The following is a 21,106-nucleotide window of genomic DNA, read 5'->3' as shown; positions in this document are numbered from 1 at the left end:
TTTTAAGCAAACACTTCAGAAACTTTCTTGAGCCACTTTGTATGCCATTTAAAATAAGTTAGATACGCTTTTGGAATAAGATATTCATTGACAGCCGCAAAATCATCAACGATCGATACAATCCAGCTTTCACGATATTTTGGCAAGGCAATTGTTGCGCCAAACATGTGTTTCACAATAATATCAGCTTCTTTATCACTAATGTGTGTTATCTTGCGTGCGTTTTGTAAAGCAATTCGGGGATGAACATACGCATGTGATCCCTCTTCAAACTTTGTCACGCGCCAATCATAGTAGAACATATCATGTAGAAGCCCGGCTCTGGCTGTTGCCTCAGCATCTGCACCGATTTTCTTAGCAATAGTATATGATTGGTACGACACTGAAATGGAGTGCCGTAAGCGGTTAGAAAAATGATGCTGCGTGTATTGTGCGAGTTGCTGTACTTCGTCATGTTGTAATAAATCATCAACAATATTAAGATAATCTTGGTCTTGGCGCCAAGCATTAGGGTTATGCATGTATTTTTTGCCTCTTTATTAATCAGTCTAGGTCTATTATAGTACGAATTTTTAATTTCGTGTATTATTTGTTTGGTAAAACCTTTTTTTCTTGACGTTTCAGCCGAATTTGTGCAAAAAACTGTTTAAGTAATTGCCCACAATCCTCACTTCTTATTCCATGATGTACAGCCACACGATGATTTAAGCGAGCATCCTCTAATAAGCGATAAAGTGATCGCGTTGCGCCACCCTTAACATCATCTGCCCCATAATACACAGCAGGAATACGCGAGTTAATAATTGCCCCCGCGCACATCACGCATGGTTCAAGCGTCACAAATAAGGCTGTATTTTCTAGCCGCCATGATTTTAATTTGAGATTAGCCTTTTCGATTGCCATCAGTTCAGCGTGTGCTGTTGCTAATTGTTCTGCCTCTCGATGATTATGCGCTTTGGCAATAATTTGATTATTTTTAACAATTACCGCGCCAATCGGCACTTCGCCCTCATTAAAAGCAATGCTTGCTTCGTTTAACGCCACTTGCATGAAATAATCAATTTGTTCATCACTAAATGTTGGTATTTGAATCATAAGTGCTCTCCAAAATATAATAACCTTTATTCTTAGCAATAATACGAGCATTACCAAATATGGTCATCATATTTTTTTGCGCTGATGGTGCCCCTTGTTTTTTTTGTAACACAGCAATTAGCTTGCCACCTGGCTGAAGGTGCTTTATCGCATCTTGCAACATGACTGTCACCACAGCTTTTCCTGCTCTAATTGGCGGATTTGTTAAAATCAGTGCATACTTATCCGTAATTTTGTCATAAATATTAGACTGAAAAATTCGCGTTAATTGCGTCACACCATTTTTCTGCGCATTTTGTTGTGCAAGTTCTAAAGCGCGTTCGTTCACATCTACCATATCAACCTGCCGCGACATTGCTTTTGCAATAGCAATGCCAACTGGGCCATAACCTGTGCCTAAATCTAATATTTTGCCATCATTAATAATGACCGTTTCAAGGGCCTCAAGCATGGTGCGCGTACCAAAATCAACTGTAGATTTTGAAAAAACACCGCTATCTGTCGTGAAATGTAGCTTGTGGTTTAACAATTCGAATTCAAAATTTTGATAATGGTGTTCGGAATTTGGATTAGCAGTAAAGTACATTTCATTTGCAGTTTTTCCCGATTTAGTTGGCATAGTATACCCCTTTAAATATTATGTACAAAAAAAGAAGTACCGAAGCACCTCTTTTAATATAACGGTTGTTTAGTTGTAAGATAACATAGTTTATCATCCAACACAATACAAATCCGTAAATTTTAAAAATTGAAATTACTTCAAAGTAACTGATGCGCCAGTTTCTTCCAAAGCTGCCTTCAAATCGTTGGCTGCTGCTTCGTCAAGACCTTCCTTAACGATTGAAGGTGCATTGTCAACTAAGTCCTTAGCTTCCTTCAAACCAAGACCAGTTGCTTCACGAACTGCCTTGATAACCTTAACTTTAGCAGTACCTGCTGAAGTCAATTCTACGTCGAAGTCTGTCTTAGCTGCGGCTGCACCGTCAGCACCACCAGCTGCTGCTACAGGAGCTGCTGCTGAAACGTTAAATTCTTCTTCGATTGCTGAAACCAAGTCAGCCAAATCCAAGATTGTTGCATCCTTCAATGATGCGATAATCGCGTCTTTATCAAAAGCCATGATTAAATCCTCCAATTTATATGTTTAATTTTTATTAATACTGTGTCATTGATTGGTTGTCCAACCAAAAATACTTATTCCGCTGCAAGTGCTTCTTCAGCAGCTTCGCCGCCCTCTTCTAATTTGTCTTGCACAGCCTTAACAGCATATGCAAATGAACGAATTGAGAATTGGAATTCGGCCATCAATTGACCAAGCAAACCTTCGCGTGATGGCAAAGATGCATACTTGTTGATGTCTTCGATGTTAGCAATAGTGCCGTCAACAACACCACCCTTGATTTCCAACTTTTCGTTGGCGTCAGCAAACTTCTTCAAAATACGTGATGGTGCAACTGCATCATCATTTGAGAAGGCCACGGCTGAAGGACCGGCAAAAATGTCGTTCAATTCAGCAAAACCAGCTTTTTCAGCAGCACGTGTCAAAATCTTGTTTTTGATAACTTCAAGAACAATACCTTCTTCACGCAACTGATGACGTAATTCTGTAGATTGCGCAACTGTCAATCCACGAGCGTCAACAACAACTGCTGAAGCAGCATTCTTGAATTGATCAGCGATTTCTTCAACTTTTTGCGCTTTAATCGCAATAGTTTTTTCACTCATGTTATAACTTCTCCTTCCTTAGTATTATTTTGCAAAAGAAATCCCGTGCGCTAAAAGACACACGGGAAAAGTTTTTAAACTTCCTCGGCAGGATATTAAGGTATAAATACCACCTGAGTCTTAGGCAAAATGATTTAATTCACTCAATGAGTATACCAAATGAAATTGATATCGTCAAATAATTATAATGTATTAAGATCTAATGCAACGGCTGGGCCAAATGTTGAAGCAATAGATACGTGTTGTACGTAAGTGCCTTTAACAGCTGCTGGACGTGCTTTTAACACAGTATCAGCAATTGTCTTAATGTTTTCAGCTAACTTACCTTCTTCAAATGATACACGACCCACAGGTACAGCAACGTTTCCGTCACGATCTGTACGGTATGTCACTTGTCCGCCCTTAGCATCTGAGACAGCCTTAGCAACATCCATTGTTACTGTGCCAGTCTTAGGGTTAGGCATCATACCCTTAGGTCCCAAGATACGAGCAACGCGACCAACTTGTGCCATCATATCAGGTGTGGCAATGGCTGTATCAAAGTCCATCCAGCCACCTTGAATTTGGGCAACTAAGTCAGCAGCACCAACAACATCAGCGCCGGCAGCTTCAGCTTCCTTGGCCTTGTCACCTTGTGCAAATACGATAACTTTCTTATCTTTACCAGTACCGTTTGGCAAAACAACTGCGCCACGCAATTGTTGATCAGCTTGACGTGTATCAACATTCAACTTAAATGCAACTTCAACTGAAGCATCAAAGTTAGCGTAGTCAATTTCTTTAACCAATGCAACAGCATCGTTCAAGGCATAATTCTTTTCAGCTTCTACCTTTGCCAATGCTGCAGTATATTTTTTACCATGCTTTTGAGTCATTATTCTGCGTCCTCCTTGATTGCTGTTCCTTCAACAGTCAAGTCAACACCATCAACAGTAACACCCATTGAACGTGCTGTACCTTCAATCATACGCATAGCTGCTGTAATATCGTTGGCATTCAAATCTGCCATCTTATTTTCAGCAATTGCACGAATTTGATCCAAAGTAACGTTTCCAGCTTTTTTAGTGTTAGGTTCACCTGAACCCTTACCAATAAGCTTACGCAATTGATCAGCAGCAGGTGGTGTCTTTGTAACGAATTCGAATGAACGATCATCGAAAACAGAGATTTCCACCGGAATAATTGAACCTGCTTGGTCTGCTGTACGCGCGTTAAATTCTTTAGTGAATTGCGCGATGTTAATACCGGCTTGTCCCAAAGCTGGACCAACTGGTGGTGCTGGCGTTGCTTTAGCAGCGGCAATTTGTAGTTTAACTACTGTTGTAACTTTTTTAGCCACGATTTTTTCCTCCTCGTGTTGTGGTAGACGCAGCTTAAGTGCTGCTCCCACGTATGTCGATGACATACTCGTCTATTATACAAAAAAAAAACTATCTTAGCAATAGTTTTTTTAAGCTTCATCTAAAACAGTGTCGACATCAGCAAAGTCAAGTTCTGTCGGTGTTTCACGACCAAAGACTTCAACTGTGGCTTCCAAAGTTTGCTTTTCTGAATCAATAGCAGTAACTGTTCCTTCCATACCTGAAAAAGGTCCAGCAATAATTTTGACAACTTGACCAACTTCGACATCAAGATCGACCACTTCGCGTGTTACCATACCCATACGCTTCATCAGCAAATCAACTTCTTCTGGCAACAATGAATTTGGCTTGGAACCCGCACCGTGCGAACCCAAAAACCCTGTAACGCCTGGTGTGTTACGGACAACGTACCAAGCTTCATCAGTCATATTGTAGTCTTGTGGCGTTGCCATTTCAACCAAAACATAGCCTGGGAAGTCATTTTCAACTGAAGTCTTAGCTTCACCATCTTGGATTGTTGTCACTTCTTGTTCTGGTACCAAAATCCGAAAGATTTGTTGACTCATACCCATTGTCTGTGTTCGCGACTCTAAGTTTGCTTTTACTTTATGCTCATACCCTGAGTATGTATGAACGACAAACCAAGACTTTTCGATATCATCTGTGTTTGTAATGGGGGTTTCGTTATTTTCTGACATGTTATTAATCGATTTAACGATAATCATCTGAGTGAATTATCCTTAAATGCGCCCTTTCTTTTGTAATATAAAAAAGAACTTCCACAGAAGTTCTCCTCGCTATAAACAGTATACTACATTTTTGAATATACTGCTATTATTTCATGATCATATTAAAGCCACTTTGCATTAGCCAATCGGCGCCGCCTAAAAATAGCGCAAACACAACTGACACAGTAATAACTGTTACTGTCTCTTTTGAGGCTTGATCTGGTGACAACCATGTCACATTTTTCATTTCTGCTGCAACGTTTCTAAAATATTTCAACATTTTCGTAACCTTTACTTTGTTTGTTGATGTAACGTGTGCTTCCCACAAAAAGAACAATACTTACTGACCGCTAAACGTTCTGTGCGATCTTTTGATAAAGTGACTGTGTAATTGCGAGAACCACATACTGTACACGCGAGTGATACTTTTTGACTTGCCATATATGTTCTCCATTAATTCTTATACAAGGATAACATTTAAGCCTTTAAAACTCAACGTTCTGAGACACCATAAAAAATGAGATCCAATAACTGTTGAATTCGCGCCGTCATGTTCAAGTTGTCATCAAGTGCGTGAAAGCTGCCAAATAACGGGGCTAAACTAGTAATATAAAAGGAAGCTGCCATACGCGCATCGATATTTTCCCTACGTTTCACGGCTGCTTGCTCAAAAAAATGGGTAATTGGCATAACATAGTCATGACCAAACACGCGACCTAATTGCTGTTGACTTTCTGCTGAAAGCGTTGCAAAACTACCGTGAATCAAGGTAAACACGTCTCGCGGATGACGCGTCACAATCACTGTTGTTAATGCTGTTAACTGATCAATTGGTTGCGCATACTGTTGGGCTAAAATATCAGACATGTCTGAAAAAACCTGGTGCCCAACACGTTTAATTACTGCGACGAAAAGTGCCTCTTTGTCACCAAAATAGTGATAAAGTGCTGGCTGGCTAATGCCTAGTAATTTTGAAATATCTCGTGTCGTTGTTTGTTCGTAACCGTGTGATAAAAATACTGTCGTTGCGGCTAGCATAATTTTTTCACGCGTTGCTTCATTTGCTTGTGTTTTAACTGTCATCTTGCTTGTTACCTTTTACATCAAGTCTATTGCTAAACTTTATCAGAAATACATCTTATTTGCAGCAAAATAATTACTGCTCAATAGCTGCTTTAAAATGACGTCTTTGCTTGACACGATAGTAACCCACGACAAATATTGTCAGAGCCATAAACCAAATAACTATTGTCACAATGCCTTGCTGTATATCACCAGCAAAAATTACCCCTTGTAGCGTATCATGCAAAGCTGATAATGGTAACAGTTGTCGCATAAGTGTTGTCACTGAATTTGCCGCCAATATAGGTTGGGCAAAGATGATTTGGATAACTAATAATAAGACAGACGCCCACCAGCCAACTAAAACTAAGCATTGTTTCAAAAACCAGACCAGCGCAATCATTGCCCAAGATGTCAGGAGTGAAGCACCTATAATGATGACTATATTCCCCACTGAAATACGCCATATCACAGCAGTCGAAGACATCAAAATGACGGCAACTGTACTCAATACACCAGTTATTCTAAAGATACGCCACCATTGTTCTAAAGCAAGAATATCTTGATTAGCTTCCATATTTGGAAGCAACAAGCCAATTAAAGCGGCCAAAAGTGCTACCCCAATAACTAATAGATAAGGTAAAAACACCTGTCCATCTTGCTGAACAAGTTGTGTGTCGTCCGTTTTGAAAACCATTAATTGCGTTAGTGGTGACGTATTTTTATTAGCATCATTGTCACCAAACAATGTTTTTAATTTATCTGCTATGTCTGCTTGTTGACTTTGGATTGCTCTAGCGCTGGATTGAATACTACCATTGTGGTCGCTAAGTGCTTTTGTCTGAGCTAAATTAGCGTTCGCATTGCTAATGCCACCAACAACACTACTTTGCATCGTGTATGACAGATTGTTAATCGCTACCGCCATTGCTTGCGTTTTAGCACTATCGCCAGCATTGATGGCGTCATTTAATTGCGCTGAATAATTAGCTAATTTAGTTGCCACATCACCAGCTGTGTCCTGCAAATCCCCTAGGGTCTGCGAATCAATACCATTACCTATTGCTTGCAAATTAACTTGCAAATCATTGGATTGCTGAGCTAACTTGTCACTTTGACTAGCAATGTTTTTGAATATTGTATTATTTTCTGCGCCGACCATAAGCATTGTATTTTCTTGCGCTAATACTTGGTTTAATTTTTCCTGTATATACTTAGCAGCAAATTGATTGCGACCACTGGCCACTAAGCGTGTGATTGCTGTTGCTTGGCCATTTTGTTGGAACTGACCTAACTGTTGCGTTAATTGCTTAGGAATAATAACAGTGCTGGCCACACGACCGTCTTTAAGTGCTTGCCGAGCTTGTTTTGCGTCTTTAAAAGTTATCGTTTTAAATTGCTGCGTACGCTTAAGCGTTGCAACGACTTCCTGTCCAACTTGTCGTTGCTTGCCTTGATACTGACCACCCTGATCTAAATTAACAACCGCTACACGTAATTGTTTTGCCTGTTCTGTCCGATGCCCAACTACCCCTATCATACCGATAAGTAGGCATACTGGAATACATATCGCACAAAGCCATGTGATTAATTGTCGTCTGTCTTCTAATACATCATGCCACTTTAACATAAAAAACCTCTTCTATCTGCTAATAATAGCATACCGATAAAAACAGCTTTTTTGTTAGGCTTTATAAAGTTTTATGACTTTTAAAACAATTCTGTCATATAAGGTTTTTGTACATCAAAAAGGAGCTAAACGTCATGACGCCGCTCCTATGTCAATCAAAATTAGTCTTCGACTGTTTCCAGTAAGCCATACTTACCATCTTGACGCTTATAAATAACAGAATCTGTATTTGTATCAGCGTCTCTGAAAATAAAGAAGTTATGCCCTAACAAATCCATTTGTAGCGCTGCTTCTTCAGGTGACATTGGCTTTAAATCAACTTGCTTCGTACGAACAATTTGCAATGCTTCATCATCAGAATCAGTTGCAGGAATTTCATTTTTTGAATCAATGCCCTTAAAGCCCGTTTCCCTTGACTTACGATTAATCTTAGTCTTATACTTACGAATTTGACGTTCTAACTTTTCAGAAACGGCATCAACCGCAGCATACAAATCTGGGTTTGTATCTTCCGCACGTAAGACAACATAAGGTAGTACAATTGTGACTTCCGCCTTACCGGAATTATCCGACTTATAGGTCCGTAAATTAACGTTAGCACTCGACTTTTCTTCAATGTATCGGTTTAACTTAGTTAAACGCTTTTCGACATAGTCACGAAGTGCATCAGTTACCGCGATATTCTCGCCACGTACATTATAATCTAACATAATTAATTCCTCCATTGAGTTACTATAGTTATTATACCATAAGTGTAAGCGTTTTCTGTAAAAATAATCATTTTTTCATATTTACCGCGCTAAAGACAAACTTTTCACATTTTTAGCCCCTAGTGTGTAGATTAATTCTGCTGCATAATAGAGCGTTCTTCCGGTAGTATACACATCATCAATCAGCAAAACGGATTTTCCGCTTAAAGATGTATGGTTTGCTATAACAAAAGGTTGCGCACGCGTTAGGCGCTTTTGCCGATTAAACCGGGATTGATCTGTTTTTTTTGCTTGAGACACTGATAATAATTGTTGATATCGTAAGCCTTCAAATAAGCCAAGCGTTTGATTAAAACCTCTTGTCAGTAATGTGTATTGGCTAACTGGTATTGGAACAACCAAATCTATCTCTATATTTTGAACTGCCTGTATTAATTGACGATTAAATACATGACGCAAAGCGTACTCACCATTAAACTTATAGCGCTGCATATAGTCATGCATAGCGTCATTATATACATATAATGCTTGATGAGTTAGCAAGAGTTGGCCCTGATTTTGCCAACGACAGCAATCATAACAAAGCTCATTATGTTCTTGCTGTCGACCACAACCGGAACAAGACAACGTAATGCTTGCAAACTGAGTGGCACACTGCTCACAGATTGTTTGGTGTTTTTGTTTAAGTAAACCTAGTGTTTCTAATAGGCTAATTGTTTCGCGTCGCTTTTTTTGACAAATAAGGCACATCAACGTTTGCCACCTAACGTTGCCCCACGACGATTCATTAATTTAATCTGCCGTTTGGCAGCTAAAACCTTCAGATTAATGTGTTGGACGTAAGCTCGAACCAAACCAGTGGGCCTTTTGTTGTCTCTGCCGACCCGACCAGCAATTTGAACAAGTGCGTTTTCACTAAAAGTTTCCTCCTCAGCACCCAATATCAGGACGTCAATACCAGGAAAAGTTACACCTCGTTCTAAAATGGTTGTTGTCACCAAGTACTGAATTTTTTCATCCCGCATATTTTGCACTTTCTGTTGACGTGAGACATCCCCTGCATGAACAAAATCACCCAACATATCGGGAAAGCGTTGACTAATCTTGCGATAAATAACTAGCGTATCAGCAACGCGTGGTACAAAAATCAGGAAACGTTGCATCCGCTTTTGAAATTGACGTAATTGCCGCAGCAGTTTCTGTGGCAACTTTTTTCGCCAACGTCCGACTAAACTCACGTTTAATGTTGGTAATGGGTGCTGATGAAATCGCAAAGGTAAGTAGGAAACGTTTATCTCACGACGTTCAGCACGCTTTTTCATGATTTTTGTTGGTGTAGCAGTCAAATAAATGACTGTACTTTCAGCTTTTTTTGCTTGTTTAACAGCATATGCTAGCATGGCATTATTCACATAGGGAAAACTATCCACTTCATCAATAATTAATAAATCAAATGCCGATTTAAAACGTAACATTTGGTGTGTCGTGGCCAAAACTAGCGCTGTATAGCGATAGTTTTCTTCTTGCGTCCCATATAAGACAGCCATTGGCGTCGTATTAAAAGCCGTTGCTATTCTAGGTGCCAACTCAACAATAACATCTACTCTTGGTGAGAGGATAGCTACGCGGTGCTTGGCCTGTAAAGCATGAGAAATTACCGGGAACATCATTTCAGTTTTACCAGCACCCGTAACTGCCCAAACAAGATGTTCTTGTTGTGCGCCCAGCGTATCGATTAAAGCCTGACTCACTAATCGTTGTTGAGCCGTTAGTGTCCCTTGCCATGTCAAAGTCATCTCGTGATGGGCAAAAGCATTGGGCTCTGGTAATGACCATAGTACATCTAACGAACTCACACGCCCTAGTGACAAACATGCTAAACAATAGAACTGCTGGTTCGGCAAGGGGGCAAGTTGTTGCTGTCCGCAACGCTGACAAATACCAGAAATAAAAGCTGGCCTGACAATAATACCTGCTGGTACTGATGCAATTTTAGGATTAACAATCTGACGTCCATAGTAGTTATTCATGCTGTATAATACGATATATGAATAATTATGTCACAATCGCACCACACGACTACACTTGGGAACAAGTTATTAAAAAATCACGTTTCATTTTCAATATAGCCCGCGTAAACTCAGAAGAACAAGCACGTGATTTTATTAATCGTATAACGAAAACACATCATAAAGCAACACATAACGTATTTGCCTACATGATTGGCGACCGTGATCAAATTCAACGTTATTCTGATAATGGTGAACCTAGCGGTACAGCAGGTGTACCCATGTTAGAAGTCTTACAGAAAAATCAGGTACACGATGTCGTTGCTGTCGTCACTCGATATTTTGGCGGCGTTAAGCTAGGAGCCGGTGGCTTAATTCGTGCCTATGCCGGCACCACGGCTGACGGCATAAAAGCAGCTGGTTTGGTTACACGCTTGACCCGAATCAAAGTAACAATCACGGTAGATTACAAGCATAGTGATACTTTAAATTATTGGTTGACCAATCAGCAATATCATATTTTGGATGTCATTTATGACACAAATGTCCACTTTATTGTGCCCATTGCCGAAGAAAATATTACAGCAGTAGAGACGACTTTGAACGATTTACTCGCTGGACAAATTAATATCGCTATTGGTGACGAAACTTTCTTTGAAATTCCAACCAAATAGGCTATAATTAAATAGTTATGATCCGCTAGTGTAATGGATCGCACGCAAGATTCCGGTTCTTGAAATCCGGGTTCGACTCCCGGGTGGATCATTATAAAAAACAGCACAGATTAATCTGTGCTGTTTTTGTTTGTTACTATATCTGGTTAACTGATGATACTGGCTGATCACCCATAAGCACTCGAACAATATCATGTGCTGCATCAATAGCCATACGTTCTTTCGTTTCTACCGTATTGGAGGCAATATGTGGCGTTAATAGCACATTATCTAATGCGACCAAAGGGTCACTTACGGGTAGTGGTTCTTCTTCGAAAACGTCTAAAGCTGCGCCAGCAATATCATGATTTTTTAGTGCAGCAACCAAATCTGACGTCACGATGATGTTACCGCGTGCCATGTTGATTAAATAGGCATCATTTTTCATCATGTCAAACTCTGTTTTACCAATCGAATGAATCGTTTCCGGCATGGCTGGTAAATGAATCATCACATAATCTGATTTTTTAAACACCATCTCACGGTCAACGATGGTGACTGTGTCAGTAGACTTTGCAAATGGATCAAAAGCTATGACGTGGAGACCAAAACCACTCAACTTTTCAGCGACTTGCTGCCCAATTCTGCCAAAACCTAATATACCAACCGTTTTACCGGCAACATCGCGTCCTGGGTGTTGTTTACGGTAACCCCAGTTATCCTCATGAATAGCCTTAGCATTTTGGTATAGATTCTTACTAATTGCCAATAACTCAGCAACAGCTGTTTCAGCAACAGAACTAGATAGTGCTTTTGGCGTATTGACAACATAAATACCCCGTCGCGTAGCTGCTGCAATATCAACAGCATCATAACCAACGCCATTACGCGCGATGACTTGCAGGTTTGGCATAGCCCGCATAATGTCTTCGTCAAAAGTTTGTGTGCCAATAAGCACAGCATTTGCCTCGGCACCTTCTTTTTTCATGATCTCGCGTTGGCGACCGGTACCAACAATGACTTCAAAACCTGCAGCTGTCAAAATGTCTTTGCCCACAGCAGGAATATCATCTGGTAAATATACTTTTTTTGTCATTTTCTAACTCCTTGTACGTTGCTTGAAAGAAATTCAGCTAACTCTGATTGTGTGGGATAGCCATCGTTATCCCCTGTTGTCTGAACCTGCAAGGCACCGACTGCATTGCCACGTGTTACTGCCTCTGTCATAGTGGCTCCCTCAATCAGAGCTGTAATAAGACCAAGTGCAAAACCATCCCCGGCACCAACCGTATCAACGACTTTAGCCACCTTAAAGCCAGGAACAATTGTACTTTCACCTGATTTACTTTTAATATAAGCACCCTTAGTGCCTAATTTAACAACAACAGTGGTCGTACGTTCACTATTACCTAAGTAAAAATCAGCAATTGCTTCCGGATCACGCGTACCGACTAAAATTTCACCCTCATCAATACCAGGCAACACAATGGTACCATATTTTGCTAATGTATTGATGGTTGTTATCATTTCTGATTCAGTTGCCCACAAAGCTGGCCTTAAGTTAGGATCAAAAGTCGTTGTAATTCCTTGCGCAATAACCTTTTCAGCAAAATATTTAAAGGTCTCACGTGCTTGTACAGAAATCGCCGGAAAAATACCGGAAAGATGCACCATTTTGGTAGTTGTTAAGTCAATAGCATCAATTTTGTCCGGTGTTAAATGCGCGGCAGCAGAATTTTTTCGAAAATTAAAAGTTTTAGGATCACCTTGGTCAACTAGTTCTTTCAATTGAAAGGCTGTCCAATGCTTCGCATCTTCTGAAATATATTGATTGCCAACTTGATGACGCGCGATTTCTTTAATCGTAAATTGTCCTAATGGGTCGGCCCCTACTTGAGAAATATAGTCGGTTGTATGTCCTAAACGAGTGGCGCCAATTAAGACATTCAATTCGGCACCGCCTAAAAACTTGTAATAATTAATACTATCTACTAAACCAGCATTTAAATCAGTTGCTGTAAACGTGACGATAGGTTCGCCTAACGTTAGTATTTCACTCATATTTCCACACTTTCTATATATTATTAATGTCCGAAAAATACATAAACTAATAGTTCATTCACAATAGACACAGCCCACATGACTGGTATGCCCATTTTTAAGAATTCTTTGGTTTCCAATTTGGAATAGGTCAATGCCCAAGTATTCCATGATTGGGTTAAGTCAATTGAAACCGCCATAATGCTAGCCGTGTAAAGTAGTGGCAGTAAAAACATTGGCGAAAATGTGCCAGTTGCTGCTAATACTGCCGCGGTAGCTGCCCCCGCACCCCAGACATGTAAAGGGCCTCTAAACAAGGCTAACGGTGCTAATATACCAATTGCTACTGCTAATATTAGCGGATTATGTGGCAAAATAACCTCAATCATACTTTTAAAATGTGGCACATTGGCAGTTGCTGCGCCAGCAAACATCACCAAAGCCATCAAAAAAATAATGAGCCCAGAAATATCATTAATAGCTTGGCTAACTGTTTTGTTAATGAAAGCAACCAGTTTTGTATATGATGCCATTTGTCCTGTGAACAATAGCGCAATAATTGTTGCTAACAGTAAAGCTGGAATCGCATCCCAATGACAAAACATATTTAAAGCAACTGGCAATATGGGAATAATATATGTGATAGGATGTGTCTGCGTTATGGTAGTTTCTTCAGAATCGGCGATAGTTTCAATCTTGCCATTTTTAATTTGTTTAGCATGAAGCAGAATAAATAGTATCACACCTAATAATTGCACAGACATTGCTACTAAACCAAAAACGAGATATTTTCCAGAAAAATTAACAGATGGAAAAAATGCTTTAATTTGATTAAATAGCACAACATTGATATACATTGGCGCACCAATTGCCATAGTGAATGCTGGTATTGCAACTTTTTTCGGTACACCAATTGATAATAGTATTGGAATTAAAATAACACCTATGGCAATCACTGAACCAACACCGTAAGCTGATGAAAAAATCAAAGCAGTGACTAAGACGACTAAAATAGCAGCAAGTACTGGTGCTTTCCGGCCCACTTTTTGTGTTTGAGCAGAGATTGAGCCGGCAATGCCAGAATCAACTAACACCCGCCCAAACCATGAACCAAATACGATATAAATAATAGTGGGGCCATAATTTAAGGCTGGTTTTGCAATCACATTTTGAATGACTTGATTAAATGGTATCAGTCCGATGACTGACCACAAGATAGCCATTACAAAGAAACCAATGACTAAATTGCCACCTTTAATGATGAAATAAATAAAACCAATAAATGTTAACAATAATAGTATACTGATTATAATATTCGTCATGATTGATGCGCCTCATAGTTTAGGAGATCATCAATTCCCCTTTTAATCACCGTGTCATCTTGTGTTGGATATTCAATAGCAACAGGGACATTACTTGGTAATAACTGTAAAATATTTTGCCACTGAATTTCCCCTTCACCTAAGGGCACTGTTTTAAGTGTTTCTGCAACCCCTTGATCATCCTTCACATGAATATAACGCACGACGTGACTTAATTGCTGAGCAGCCGCCACTTCATCCTCGTTAACATATCGCCAGTTACCCATATCATAAACGTAACCAACGTCTAGGCCAGACTGCTGCACACCGACCATAAAACGTTGAATAGGCATTAATCGACCTGAAACTAATGTTTGGTCATTTTCAATATTTGTCTGAATGCCACGTGCCAATAATTGCTTGAGCTCACTGACATCCGATTGCGAAAATGCTATAAAATCGCCAATGTTAAACTTGATGGCAGTTACGCCCATCGCTTGAGCCTCATCATAATATTGCGTTAATTTCGGATTTAATTGCTGATTAACGAAGAGTTCATCAGGCACAGAATAAAACAATTGTAATTGATGTTCTTTGGCGTAACTAGCAATACCTGCAATTTCAGCTGTTACATCATCAAAATATTCACGACGTATTTCAGCTGCGCCAATTCCCAAATCAACAACATGGTGTAACATAGCCAATTGTTGCATCCCTGCTTTTCGTGATTGATCAAAAACCAAAAGATTTAATACAATTTGTTCTGTTTTCATAATATTTCCTCTCAATAATTATTTAAGTTGGTCACATGCTTGAGTAGCTCGTCAAACCCTAAATGCGACAAATCTGTCTTGGCTGGACGGTTAAAATTTTGATGCTCAATCTGATTAAATCTATCAGCAAGATAATAGGCCGATAAGTAAGCAGCTAATTCTTGTTTCGCCTGTTGTTCTAAATGTTGCGTATTGAAATCAAAATGATAGGCCTCAAGAAATTTGAAAGCGAATTTTTCTGGATCAATATGCATCGGTTGGTCATTCATGACGTGATTCTCCTTAGGTTAATCGTTTACGGAAACCGGTTTACAAGATAAGTGTAAACGCTTTCAATTTCTTTGTCAATGACTTATTTTAAAATTAAAGTATAATAAGTTTATGAATAAAAAAGTGACAATTGTTGATATTGCTCGCGAATCCGGCGTATCAAAGACCACGATTTCTCGTTTTCTAAATGGTAAGTTCGATAACATGTCTGCCAATACGCGGTCGCGTATTGAAGCAACCATTGCGAGGCTAGATTATCACCCCAACCGTCAAGCGCAATCACTCAAAGCAAGACGCTCTTTTTTGATTGGTGTCGCAATTGCCGATATCTCAAATATGTATACTTCTCGTTTGCTTAAAGGTATTGGTGACTACTTTCAATCAACACCCTATCAAGTATTAATCATGGATGCTGATAATGATTCGACACGTGAGGCAAGTAATCTAGAAAAAATGATGACCGAACAAGTCGATGGGGTTATTCTGCAACCACTGACTAATCATCCCAGTCATTACCAAAATATCATCGATGCACAGTTACCAGTTGTACAGGTTGATCGCTACACTCACCCTGTCATTTGGCCAGCCATCGTTTCAGATAACTATCAAAAATCACGTGAGGTCGCTAACCTATTAAAACAATCAAATTACGAACAGGTTGTTGTTTTGTCTAACCACATTCATGGCATTTCAAGCCGTATGAATCGTCTAAAAGGACTTGCCGACGCCTTGGCAACAACAACAATTAAAATTAGTCAAATTGAGATTACTTCAGATCGCCATTGGGAAGGCCAATTACTGTCTTACTTAAAGTGCACAAAAAAAACAGCCATTTTTGCTTTAAATGGGCATGTTTTATGGTCAACTATTCGATTTTTACAGACACAAAAGATTCTTATTCCAGATCAAGTTGGCATTATTGGTTATGACGATGACCAATATGCAGATATGTTAACACCTGCCATTACGGCTGTTTCACAAAATCCCCAAGAAATTGGGCGTGTTGCAGCCGATACACTCATCCAAAATATTGAACGAGATCAATTTCCTGCAGATATTGTTCGCATTCCTGCATTTCTACACATCAGAGATTCACTGTGATACATCCTCGGTGTCAACTGTCATAGCAGCAGGCTCCGGTGATACAACATCGTGTCCTGTATTCAAAGTAATTTGTTCGAATAAGAACCCTTCGCGTAACCCACTCTGAGAGAATATCACTTGTCGGCTTTCGGTGTAAAGCAATAACTCAATAAGAGGTAAGAGGCCACCAACAATAATATCCCCACGTTCTTTAGCTAGGCCGGGGATTTTTTTACGTCCCTCTAAATTTTTTCCTAAAATTTCTTGATATATTGTCGCAACATCTGACATGGTCAAATGATAGCCATGAATGGCCATATCTTGAATTTTTTCTTTTTTGCGACTGATTTTAGCTAATGTTCGGTTGCTCCCACCCAACGCAATCAGTGGTAAATTCATCGCTTCGTGTAACCATGCAATATCGCCAAATAGCTGTCTCAAACCAATAATGGCCTGAAACAGTGCACGAGCCGACACGATATCTCGTTCTAGATAGCGCTCAGAAATATTAACCGCACCAACTGGTAAACTAACAGCATGAATAGCTTTTTTATCTCGTACTAATACAATTTCTGATGACGCGCCACCGGTATCCAAAATTAAAGCATCATGAATTGGAAAGGTATTCACAACACCAACATAATCATAATGGGCCTCTTCTTCACCAGTTAAGACGCGTAAATTGAAACCCATAGTCTTTTTAAAAGCTGATAAAAATTCTTTTTGGTTGCTGGCTTGACGTACCGCCGCTGTTGCTACAGCGTGTACTGACAACTTATCTTGATTATATGCTTCTAATGCCAACTTAAATTTTTCTAAGGCAACTAATGTCCGCTTAATAGCTTCTGGTTGTAGTACTTTTTCCTTACCCATTCCTGCTGATAAGCGAACCATTTCCTGAAAGCGCGCTAAAACATCATACGACCCATTCGCATGATAGCGACTCACTGTCATACGAACAGAGTTAGAGCCTAAGTCAATGACTGCAATGACTGTCATGATTTTTCCTCCTCATTTTCATTGGTAAACGGGTTATTTAATGGTTCAAAGCGCTGGGTCATTTCAGTTAATTTTTGTTGTTTTAACTCTTGATCCGTTTGCCGAACAGCGGCTTCAATGAAGGTTTCTTGTGCATTTAATCTTGCAACCCCCCGCCGATCTTTCTTCTCATACTGTCCATCAGCCTGTAACACACGCGTTTTAACATTATCCTGCCACATTGTTTCAAATATTTCTAATACTTTATCGCGTAACTTATCATCCTTGAGTGGGAACAATAATTCAACACGTCGGTCTAAGTTACGAGTCATTAAATCAGCTGATGATAGGTAAACTTTGGGGTTTCCATCATTTTCAAAGCTATAAATGCGACTATGTTCTAAGAACCGACCAACAATCGAGTGCACACTGATTGTCTCGCTTACATCAGAAATTCCAACTTTTAAGATAGTAATACCACGTACAATGAGATGTATTGGTACACCTGCATGACTGGCTGCATATAGATGTTTTACCATGCGTTCATCTGACAATGAGTTAAATTTCATTTTAATACCAGCTGGCTTACCAGCCTTCGCATTGGCAATTTCACGATCAATTTGTTCATAAATAAATTCACGAATACCATCAGGGGACATATGTAACTGGTGAAAATAACCTGGATCTGAATAGCCTGTCAAAATATTGAAAATTGACGCCACATCAGCGCCTAATTCAGCATCACTCGTGAGCAACCCCAAGTCGGTGTAAAAATTAGCCGTGACATCATTATAGTTCCCTGTACCAAGATGAATGTAACGGCGAATATCACCTTCTTCACGACGCACAATTAACGTCACTTTCGCATGTGTTTTTAAACCACGTAACCCATAGACGACATGAACGCCCTGCTTTTCTAATTCTCGCGCCCAATGAACATTATTTTCTTCATCAAAACGTGCCTTGATTTCTACAAGAACCGTCACCTGCTTACCACGTTGTGCGGCTAATCCCAAGGCCTTAATAATAGGGGATTTTCCTGACACACGGTAGAGCGTCATTTTTATAGCTAAGACTTGATCATCTTGAGCTGCTGTCTGGATAAAGGATAATACAGATTGAAAAGAATCATAAGGATGATGTAGAAGGTAATCTTTTGCACGAATACTTTCAAAAATACGACTAGGGGCTAAATCTGGGTTATTGAAACCTTTAAACGGCAAGAATTTAAGTTGCGCATTCACATTATTTTTTAGCCATACATTTAGAAAAGTTAAATCAATTGGCCCATTAACGGCATAAACACGCTGTTCATCAACGTGCAATAGCTTGACTAGCTTGGCTGTAAACGCCTTACTTGCTGTACTAGATAAAATCACACGAATAATTCGACCACGTTCACGCTCTTGTAGCTTGGATTGCACTTCTTGTAAAATATTTGGCGTATCCTCATCATCAGCAACATCGAGTTCCATATCTCTTAAAATATGGAAAACCATAGATTCTTTGATAGTATAACCAGGAAATAGTGCAGCTAAAAACATCTGAACAGCATCTTCTAATAAAATGGCCTGCTGTTCCTCTGGCAAAGCAATTACACGTGTGAAAGTTTCAGGTACTTGCAAAAAAGCAAGATATTTTTCTGATTTTTCACCTGATTTTTTTAATCGTACCCCAATATTCAAAGTGTCATTTGCTAGAAAAGGAAATGGTCGCGTAGAATCCACTGCCATCGGTGTCAAAACAGGCAAAATTTCTTGTTCAAAAAAATGTTTTAAAAAATTGTGCTGTGTTTTAGAAAGCTGCTCTGGTTTTAATAGTGTTAAGCCTTCTCGCTTTAGTGCCGGTAACAAACTACGCGTTAATACTTGATACTGATCTCTAATTTGTTGCCCAGCAATCGCCGACACATCATCTAACTGCTGTTTTGGTGTTAGCCCTGCAGCATCAACTTTATCATGACCTAGCATGACTTGTTGTTGCAGGCTAGCGACACGCACCATGAACCATTCGTCCATATTTTTTTGTGTAATCGCCAAAAAATTAGCTCGCTCAAACAATGGATTAGCAGTATCGCGCGCTTCTTCTAACACACGATCATTAAAAGCCAGCCAACTAATTTCACGATTAACATAGTATTTTGGCTGTTTAAAATCGACCATTAACTTCTTCTCCCCTTTTTCTTTAACACAATTGGTAAGCCGAATACCGTTTCAAAGAAACTGGCTTTTTGTCTGAAAACATAAATTTCTAATTGTAAATTAGCAACTGTCTGTCCTGTGACCGTTATCTTTTCCTTCCCGATTGAAACTGACAATTTATCTATTTTTTGTAGTCTACTGTCATCTAGAGCATCTGCTAGGCGCAATAGCGCCGCCAACTTAGCAATGCGTAGGCGTTCTTGTGGCAAAAATTCATGTGTGCCTTGTAAGGCACTATCTGGCGTTTCGGCACTATGGTAACGGGCAATAGTGGCAATCATACGTTGTTCTACGGTCGATAAACCATGAAAATCTATTCCCGATAAAATTTCTTCGGAATACTGATAATGTTTTTGAGAGTTGATGAAACTGCCCACATCGTGGACAAGTGCAGCAATACTGAGTAACAGTCGGTCACGCTTTCCCAGATGATGCACTCGCTTTAAGCGGTCAAATAACTGGTTTGCATAAGTTAAGACAATTTCACGGTGATTCTCCTCAACCATATACCGATCAGCTATACCACGCGCAGCAGTAATAATATCGTTATCATCACGAACATCCTGTACAATGAGACCATCTAATACCGTTAAATCACTGATTTGAACTGTTTTAACGTTAGTAGCCTGCATAACATTCATTAAAAGTAACATTTCGGTTAAAGCAAATGGTACGTCGTTGAAATCAACGGCATATTTTTCAATAATGGCTTGATCATTTAAGCGACCCAAATCACTAATAACTAACTGAATGTCTTGTTTTGATACTGCAACCCAATGCTTGTTTTCGGGCAGAAAAATACGTTGCGCTGTATCTGCTCCTAATAAAATCAATCGGTCAATAGCATTGAACGGTGGTAACATATGCCAAAAATCAGCCAGTTTACTGTTAATAAATTCACTGGCCAAAGCTGTTTCTTCCGTGACTTCAACAGCCATATCATGAATCGTTTGAGCCAATCTAATCGGACCAACAGACGAATGCTGCGAAAATTTAAAATAATCATGTTCAAAATAGCCCAAATCCACTCGAGTAGAACTCATACCCAGTACAAAAACATCTTCATCAACCAATAACGTTTTGCCATCAAGCTGTGCTCGTCTAACTGCTAACTGCCGATAGTAACTTTCTTGATTACCATTAAGCCAGCTCAAATTCAAACCCGTGATGTTTTGAATTTGATCTGCAAAGTAAACAGCATTTTTCATTTGTGAGAGCGCTTCACTACCATACAATCTAACGGCGGTCACATCATAATCACGGAGTAATTGTTGAAAACGTTGTACTTGTGCTAATGCACGATGCATAATCTCATTTGAAAATACTGGTGCATTAATATCGCTTTCATTAAACTCACGCGTGACATTTTCAATTCGTTTACCAGTCGTCACGTTGACAATTTGCAACGCAGCGGTGCTGGAATTTAATAAAATTACACCCTCTAATTTTGCCATAATTTCCTCAATTTTTATTTACACTTAGTTTAT

25 protein-coding genes and 1 other annotated feature are annotated in these 21,106 nt (G+C 39.5%); of the genes, 2 read left to right on the top strand and 23 right to left on the bottom strand.

Annotated features, from left to right (window positions below; translation table 11 throughout):
* Nucleotides 1-2: 2 nt before the first annotated feature.
* From FAZ25_RS04215 to FAZ25_RS04145, 15 genes are all read right to left on the bottom strand, one after another.
* A complete protein-coding gene (locus FAZ25_RS04215) occupies nt 3-521 on the bottom strand; it encodes an HD domain-containing protein (protein ID WP_004899235.1) in 519 nt (172 codons plus the stop codon).
* 64 nt (nt 522-585) lie between these two features.
* Complete coding sequence (gene tadA / locus FAZ25_RS04210) at nt 586-1,095, bottom strand: tRNA adenosine(34) deaminase TadA (protein ID WP_004906853.1); 510 nt, start codon at nt 1,093-1,095, stop codon at nt 586-588.
* Entirely contained in the window at nt 1,073-1,714 is a 642-nt protein-coding gene (locus FAZ25_RS04205) for a class I SAM-dependent methyltransferase (RefSeq protein WP_004899243.1), read from the bottom strand. Before FAZ25_RS04205 ends, tadA begins: the two co-directional genes overlap by 23 nt.
* A gap of 135 nt (nt 1,715-1,849) precedes the next feature.
* On the bottom strand, nt 1,850-2,215 hold the full coding sequence (rplL, locus tag FAZ25_RS04200; protein WP_004899246.1) for a 50S ribosomal protein L7/L12: 366 nt from the start codon (nt 2,213-2,215) through the stop codon (nt 1,850-1,852).
* Nucleotides 2,216-2,289: 74 nt separating this feature from the next.
* Nucleotides 2,290-2,820 carry a 50S ribosomal protein L10 gene (gene rplJ, locus FAZ25_RS04195; protein ID WP_004906858.1) on the bottom strand — a complete coding sequence of 177 codons (531 nt, stop codon included), beginning with the start codon at nt 2,818-2,820 and terminating at the stop codon, nt 2,290-2,292.
* A 26-nt stretch (nt 2,821-2,846) separates the two neighbouring features.
* Nucleotides 2,847-2,963 (bottom strand) — a sequence feature (ribosomal protein L10 leader region).
* A gap of 39 nt (nt 2,964-3,002) precedes the next feature.
* A complete protein-coding gene (gene rplA / locus FAZ25_RS04190) occupies nt 3,003-3,695 on the bottom strand; it encodes a 50S ribosomal protein L1 (protein WP_004899250.1) in 693 nt (230 codons plus the stop codon).
* Entirely contained in the window at nt 3,695-4,159 is a 465-nt protein-coding gene (rplK, locus tag FAZ25_RS04185) for a 50S ribosomal protein L11 (protein ID WP_004899252.1), read from the bottom strand. The genes rplA and rplK overlap by 1 nt, the downstream gene beginning before the upstream one ends.
* Nucleotides 4,160-4,270: 111 nt before the next feature.
* Nucleotides 4,271-4,879, bottom strand: coding sequence for a transcription termination/antitermination protein NusG (gene nusG, locus FAZ25_RS04180; RefSeq protein ID WP_036058301.1), 609 nt, complete (start codon nt 4,877-4,879; stop codon nt 4,271-4,273).
* Between the two features lie 136 nt (nt 4,880-5,015).
* Entirely contained in the window at nt 5,016-5,189 is a 174-nt protein-coding gene (gene secE, locus FAZ25_RS04175; protein ID WP_004899259.1) for a preprotein translocase subunit SecE, read from the bottom strand.
* A gap of 11 nt (nt 5,190-5,200) precedes the next feature.
* Entirely contained in the window at nt 5,201-5,350 is a 150-nt protein-coding gene (gene rpmG, locus FAZ25_RS04170) for a 50S ribosomal protein L33 (protein WP_004899264.1), read from the bottom strand.
* A 51-nt stretch (nt 5,351-5,401) separates the two neighbouring features.
* The gene (locus tag FAZ25_RS04165) at nt 5,402-5,992 is read right to left on the bottom strand and encodes a TetR/AcrR family transcriptional regulator (RefSeq protein ID WP_004904410.1); all 591 of its coding nucleotides are present in this window, start codon (nt 5,990-5,992) and stop codon (nt 5,402-5,404) included.
* A 73-nt stretch (nt 5,993-6,065) separates the two neighbouring features.
* The gene (locus FAZ25_RS04160; protein ID WP_004906863.1) at nt 6,066-7,601 is read right to left on the bottom strand and encodes a YhgE/Pip domain-containing protein; all 1,536 of its coding nucleotides are present in this window, start codon (nt 7,599-7,601) and stop codon (nt 6,066-6,068) included.
* 161 nt (nt 7,602-7,762) lie between these two features.
* Nucleotides 7,763-8,311: a ribosome hibernation-promoting factor, HPF/YfiA family gene (gene hpf, locus FAZ25_RS04155; protein WP_004899274.1), complete on the bottom strand. Its 549-nt coding sequence runs from the start codon at nt 8,309-8,311 to the stop codon at nt 7,763-7,765.
* Nucleotides 8,312-8,392: 81 nt separating this feature from the next.
* Entirely contained in the window at nt 8,393-8,815 is a 423-nt protein-coding gene (locus FAZ25_RS09625) for a ComF family protein (protein ID WP_004906864.1), read from the bottom strand.
* 245 nt (nt 8,816-9,060) lie between these two features.
* Nucleotides 9,061-10,341, bottom strand: a complete 1,281-nt coding sequence (locus FAZ25_RS04145) for a DEAD/DEAH box helicase (RefSeq protein ID WP_004906866.1) — start codon at nt 10,339-10,341, stop codon at nt 9,061-9,063.
* Between the two features lie 17 nt (nt 10,342-10,358).
* Between FAZ25_RS04145 and FAZ25_RS04140 the strand changes: the two genes are divergently transcribed.
* Nucleotides 10,359-10,994 (top strand): YigZ family protein, encoded by a 636-nt coding sequence (locus FAZ25_RS04140; protein ID WP_004899283.1) that lies wholly within the window; start codon nt 10,359-10,361, stop codon nt 10,992-10,994.
* Nucleotides 10,995-11,130: 136 nt separating this feature from the next.
* Here the strand turns inward: FAZ25_RS04140 and FAZ25_RS04135 are convergent, their stop codons facing one another.
* From FAZ25_RS04135 to FAZ25_RS04115, 5 genes are read right to left on the bottom strand one after another with little or no spacing between them, the layout of a single operon-like run.
* Nucleotides 11,131-12,069: a phosphoglycerate dehydrogenase gene (locus FAZ25_RS04135; RefSeq protein WP_004906868.1), complete on the bottom strand. Its 939-nt coding sequence runs from the start codon at nt 12,067-12,069 to the stop codon at nt 11,131-11,133.
* Nucleotides 12,066-13,034 (bottom strand): sugar kinase, encoded by a 969-nt coding sequence (locus tag FAZ25_RS04130; protein ID WP_004906870.1) that lies wholly within the window; start codon nt 13,032-13,034, stop codon nt 12,066-12,068. Before FAZ25_RS04130 ends, FAZ25_RS04135 begins: the two co-directional genes overlap by 4 nt.
* Before the next feature lie 23 nt (nt 13,035-13,057).
* Nucleotides 13,058-14,335, bottom strand: coding sequence for a hypothetical protein (locus FAZ25_RS04125; protein WP_004899292.1), 1,278 nt, complete (start codon nt 14,333-14,335; stop codon nt 13,058-13,060).
* A complete protein-coding gene (locus FAZ25_RS04120) occupies nt 14,332-15,087 on the bottom strand; it encodes a sugar phosphate isomerase/epimerase (RefSeq protein WP_004906872.1) in 756 nt (251 codons plus the stop codon). Before FAZ25_RS04120 ends, FAZ25_RS04125 begins: the two co-directional genes overlap by 4 nt.
* Nucleotides 15,088-15,098: 11 nt before the next feature.
* Nucleotides 15,099-15,356, bottom strand: coding sequence for a hypothetical protein (locus tag FAZ25_RS04115; RefSeq protein WP_004899297.1), 258 nt, complete (start codon nt 15,354-15,356; stop codon nt 15,099-15,101).
* 112 nt (nt 15,357-15,468) lie between these two features.
* Here FAZ25_RS04115 and FAZ25_RS04110 point away from each other — a divergent pair, with 112 nt between their 5' ends.
* Nucleotides 15,469-16,458, top strand: a complete 990-nt coding sequence (locus tag FAZ25_RS04110; protein WP_004906875.1) for a LacI family DNA-binding transcriptional regulator — start codon at nt 15,469-15,471, stop codon at nt 16,456-16,458.
* Here the strand turns inward: FAZ25_RS04110 and FAZ25_RS04105 are convergent.
* Genes FAZ25_RS04105 through FAZ25_RS04095 form a run of 3 tightly spaced genes read right to left on the bottom strand, consistent with a single transcriptional unit; the run spans nt 16,450 to nt 21,073 of the window.
* On the bottom strand, nt 16,450-17,439 hold the full coding sequence (locus FAZ25_RS04105) for a Ppx/GppA family phosphatase (RefSeq protein ID WP_004899305.1): 990 nt from the start codon (nt 17,437-17,439) through the stop codon (nt 16,450-16,452). The two genes, FAZ25_RS04110 and FAZ25_RS04105, sit on opposite strands and share 9 nt — an antisense overlap.
* A complete protein-coding gene (locus FAZ25_RS04100; protein WP_012305431.1) occupies nt 17,436-19,580 on the bottom strand; it encodes an RNA degradosome polyphosphate kinase in 2,145 nt (714 codons plus the stop codon). Before FAZ25_RS04100 ends, FAZ25_RS04105 begins: the two co-directional genes overlap by 4 nt.
* Complete coding sequence (locus tag FAZ25_RS04095; protein ID WP_004899322.1) at nt 19,580-21,073, bottom strand: HD domain-containing protein; 1,494 nt, start codon at nt 21,071-21,073, stop codon at nt 19,580-19,582. The genes FAZ25_RS04100 and FAZ25_RS04095 overlap by 1 nt, the downstream gene beginning before the upstream one ends.
* Between the last annotated feature and the right edge of the window lie 33 nt (nt 21,074-21,106).

Origin of the sequence: Leuconostoc sp. LN180020 (assembly GCF_014844115.1) — a bacterium.
GTDB lineage: Bacteria > Bacillota > Bacilli > Lactobacillales > Lactobacillaceae > Leuconostoc > Leuconostoc citreum.
This window is presented reverse-complemented; position numbering and strand designations above follow the sequence as displayed.

Excerpts from the sequence above, each read along its gene's own strand:
- FAZ25_RS09625 (WP_004906864.1), bottom strand. The coding sequence starts at position 8,815 with ATGCATGACTATATGCAGCGCTATAAGTTTAATGGTGAGTACGCTTTG.
- FAZ25_RS04115 (WP_004899297.1), bottom strand. The coding sequence starts at position 15,356 with ATGAATGACCAACCGATGCATATTGATCCAGAAAAATTCGCTTTCAAA.
- FAZ25_RS04140 (WP_004899283.1), top strand. The coding sequence starts at position 10,359 with ATGAATAATTATGTCACAATCGCACCACACGACTACACTTGGGAACAA.
- FAZ25_RS04110 (WP_004906875.1), top strand. The coding sequence starts at position 15,469 with ATGAATAAAAAAGTGACAATTGTTGATATTGCTCGCGAATCCGGCGTA.
- hpf (WP_004899274.1), bottom strand. The coding sequence starts at position 8,311 with ATGTTAGATTATAATGTACGTGGCGAGAATATCGCGGTAACTGATGCA.
- rpmG (WP_004899264.1), bottom strand. The coding sequence starts at position 5,350 with ATGGCAAGTCAAAAAGTATCACTCGCGTGTACAGTATGTGGTTCTCGC.
- FAZ25_RS04120 (WP_004906872.1), bottom strand. The coding sequence starts at position 15,087 with ATGAAAACAGAACAAATTGTATTAAATCTTTTGGTTTTTGATCAATCA.
- rplA (WP_004899250.1), bottom strand. The coding sequence starts at position 3,695 with ATGACTCAAAAGCATGGTAAAAAATATACTGCAGCATTGGCAAAGGTA.
- rplL (WP_004899246.1), bottom strand. The coding sequence starts at position 2,215 with ATGGCTTTTGATAAAGACGCGATTATCGCATCATTGAAGGATGCAACA.
- FAZ25_RS04160 (WP_004906863.1), bottom strand. The coding sequence starts at position 7,601 with ATGTTAAAGTGGCATGATGTATTAGAAGACAGACGACAATTAATCACA.
- FAZ25_RS04100 (WP_012305431.1), bottom strand. The coding sequence starts at position 19,580 with ATGGTCGATTTTAAACAGCCAAAATACTATGTTAATCGTGAAATTAGT.
- FAZ25_RS04215 (WP_004899235.1), bottom strand. The coding sequence starts at position 521 with ATGCATAACCCTAATGCTTGGCGCCAAGACCAAGATTATCTTAATATT.
- nusG (WP_036058301.1), bottom strand. The coding sequence starts at position 4,879 with ATGTCAGAAAATAACGAAACCCCCATTACAAACACAGATGATATCGAA.
- FAZ25_RS04095 (WP_004899322.1), bottom strand. The coding sequence starts at position 21,073 with ATGGCAAAATTAGAGGGTGTAATTTTATTAAATTCCAGCACCGCTGCG.
- tadA (WP_004906853.1), bottom strand. The coding sequence starts at position 1,095 with ATGATTCAAATACCAACATTTAGTGATGAACAAATTGATTATTTCATG.
- FAZ25_RS04125 (WP_004899292.1), bottom strand. The coding sequence starts at position 14,335 with ATGACGAATATTATAATCAGTATACTATTATTGTTAACATTTATTGGT.
- FAZ25_RS04165 (WP_004904410.1), bottom strand. The coding sequence starts at position 5,992 with ATGACAGTTAAAACACAAGCAAATGAAGCAACGCGTGAAAAAATTATG.
- FAZ25_RS04135 (WP_004906868.1), bottom strand. The coding sequence starts at position 12,069 with ATGACAAAAAAAGTATATTTACCAGATGATATTCCTGCTGTGGGCAAA.
- rplJ (WP_004906858.1), bottom strand. The coding sequence starts at position 2,820 with ATGAGTGAAAAAACTATTGCGATTAAAGCGCAAAAAGTTGAAGAAATC.
- secE (WP_004899259.1), bottom strand. The coding sequence starts at position 5,189 with ATGTTGAAATATTTTAGAAACGTTGCAGCAGAAATGAAAAATGTGACA.
- FAZ25_RS04130 (WP_004906870.1), bottom strand. The coding sequence starts at position 13,034 with ATGAGTGAAATACTAACGTTAGGCGAACCTATCGTCACGTTTACAGCA.
- FAZ25_RS04205 (WP_004899243.1), bottom strand. The coding sequence starts at position 1,714 with ATGCCAACTAAATCGGGAAAAACTGCAAATGAAATGTACTTTACTGCT.
- FAZ25_RS04145 (WP_004906866.1), bottom strand. The coding sequence starts at position 10,341 with ATGAATAACTACTATGGACGTCAGATTGTTAATCCTAAAATTGCATCA.
- FAZ25_RS04105 (WP_004899305.1), bottom strand. The coding sequence starts at position 17,439 with ATGACAGTCATTGCAGTCATTGACTTAGGCTCTAACTCTGTTCGTATG.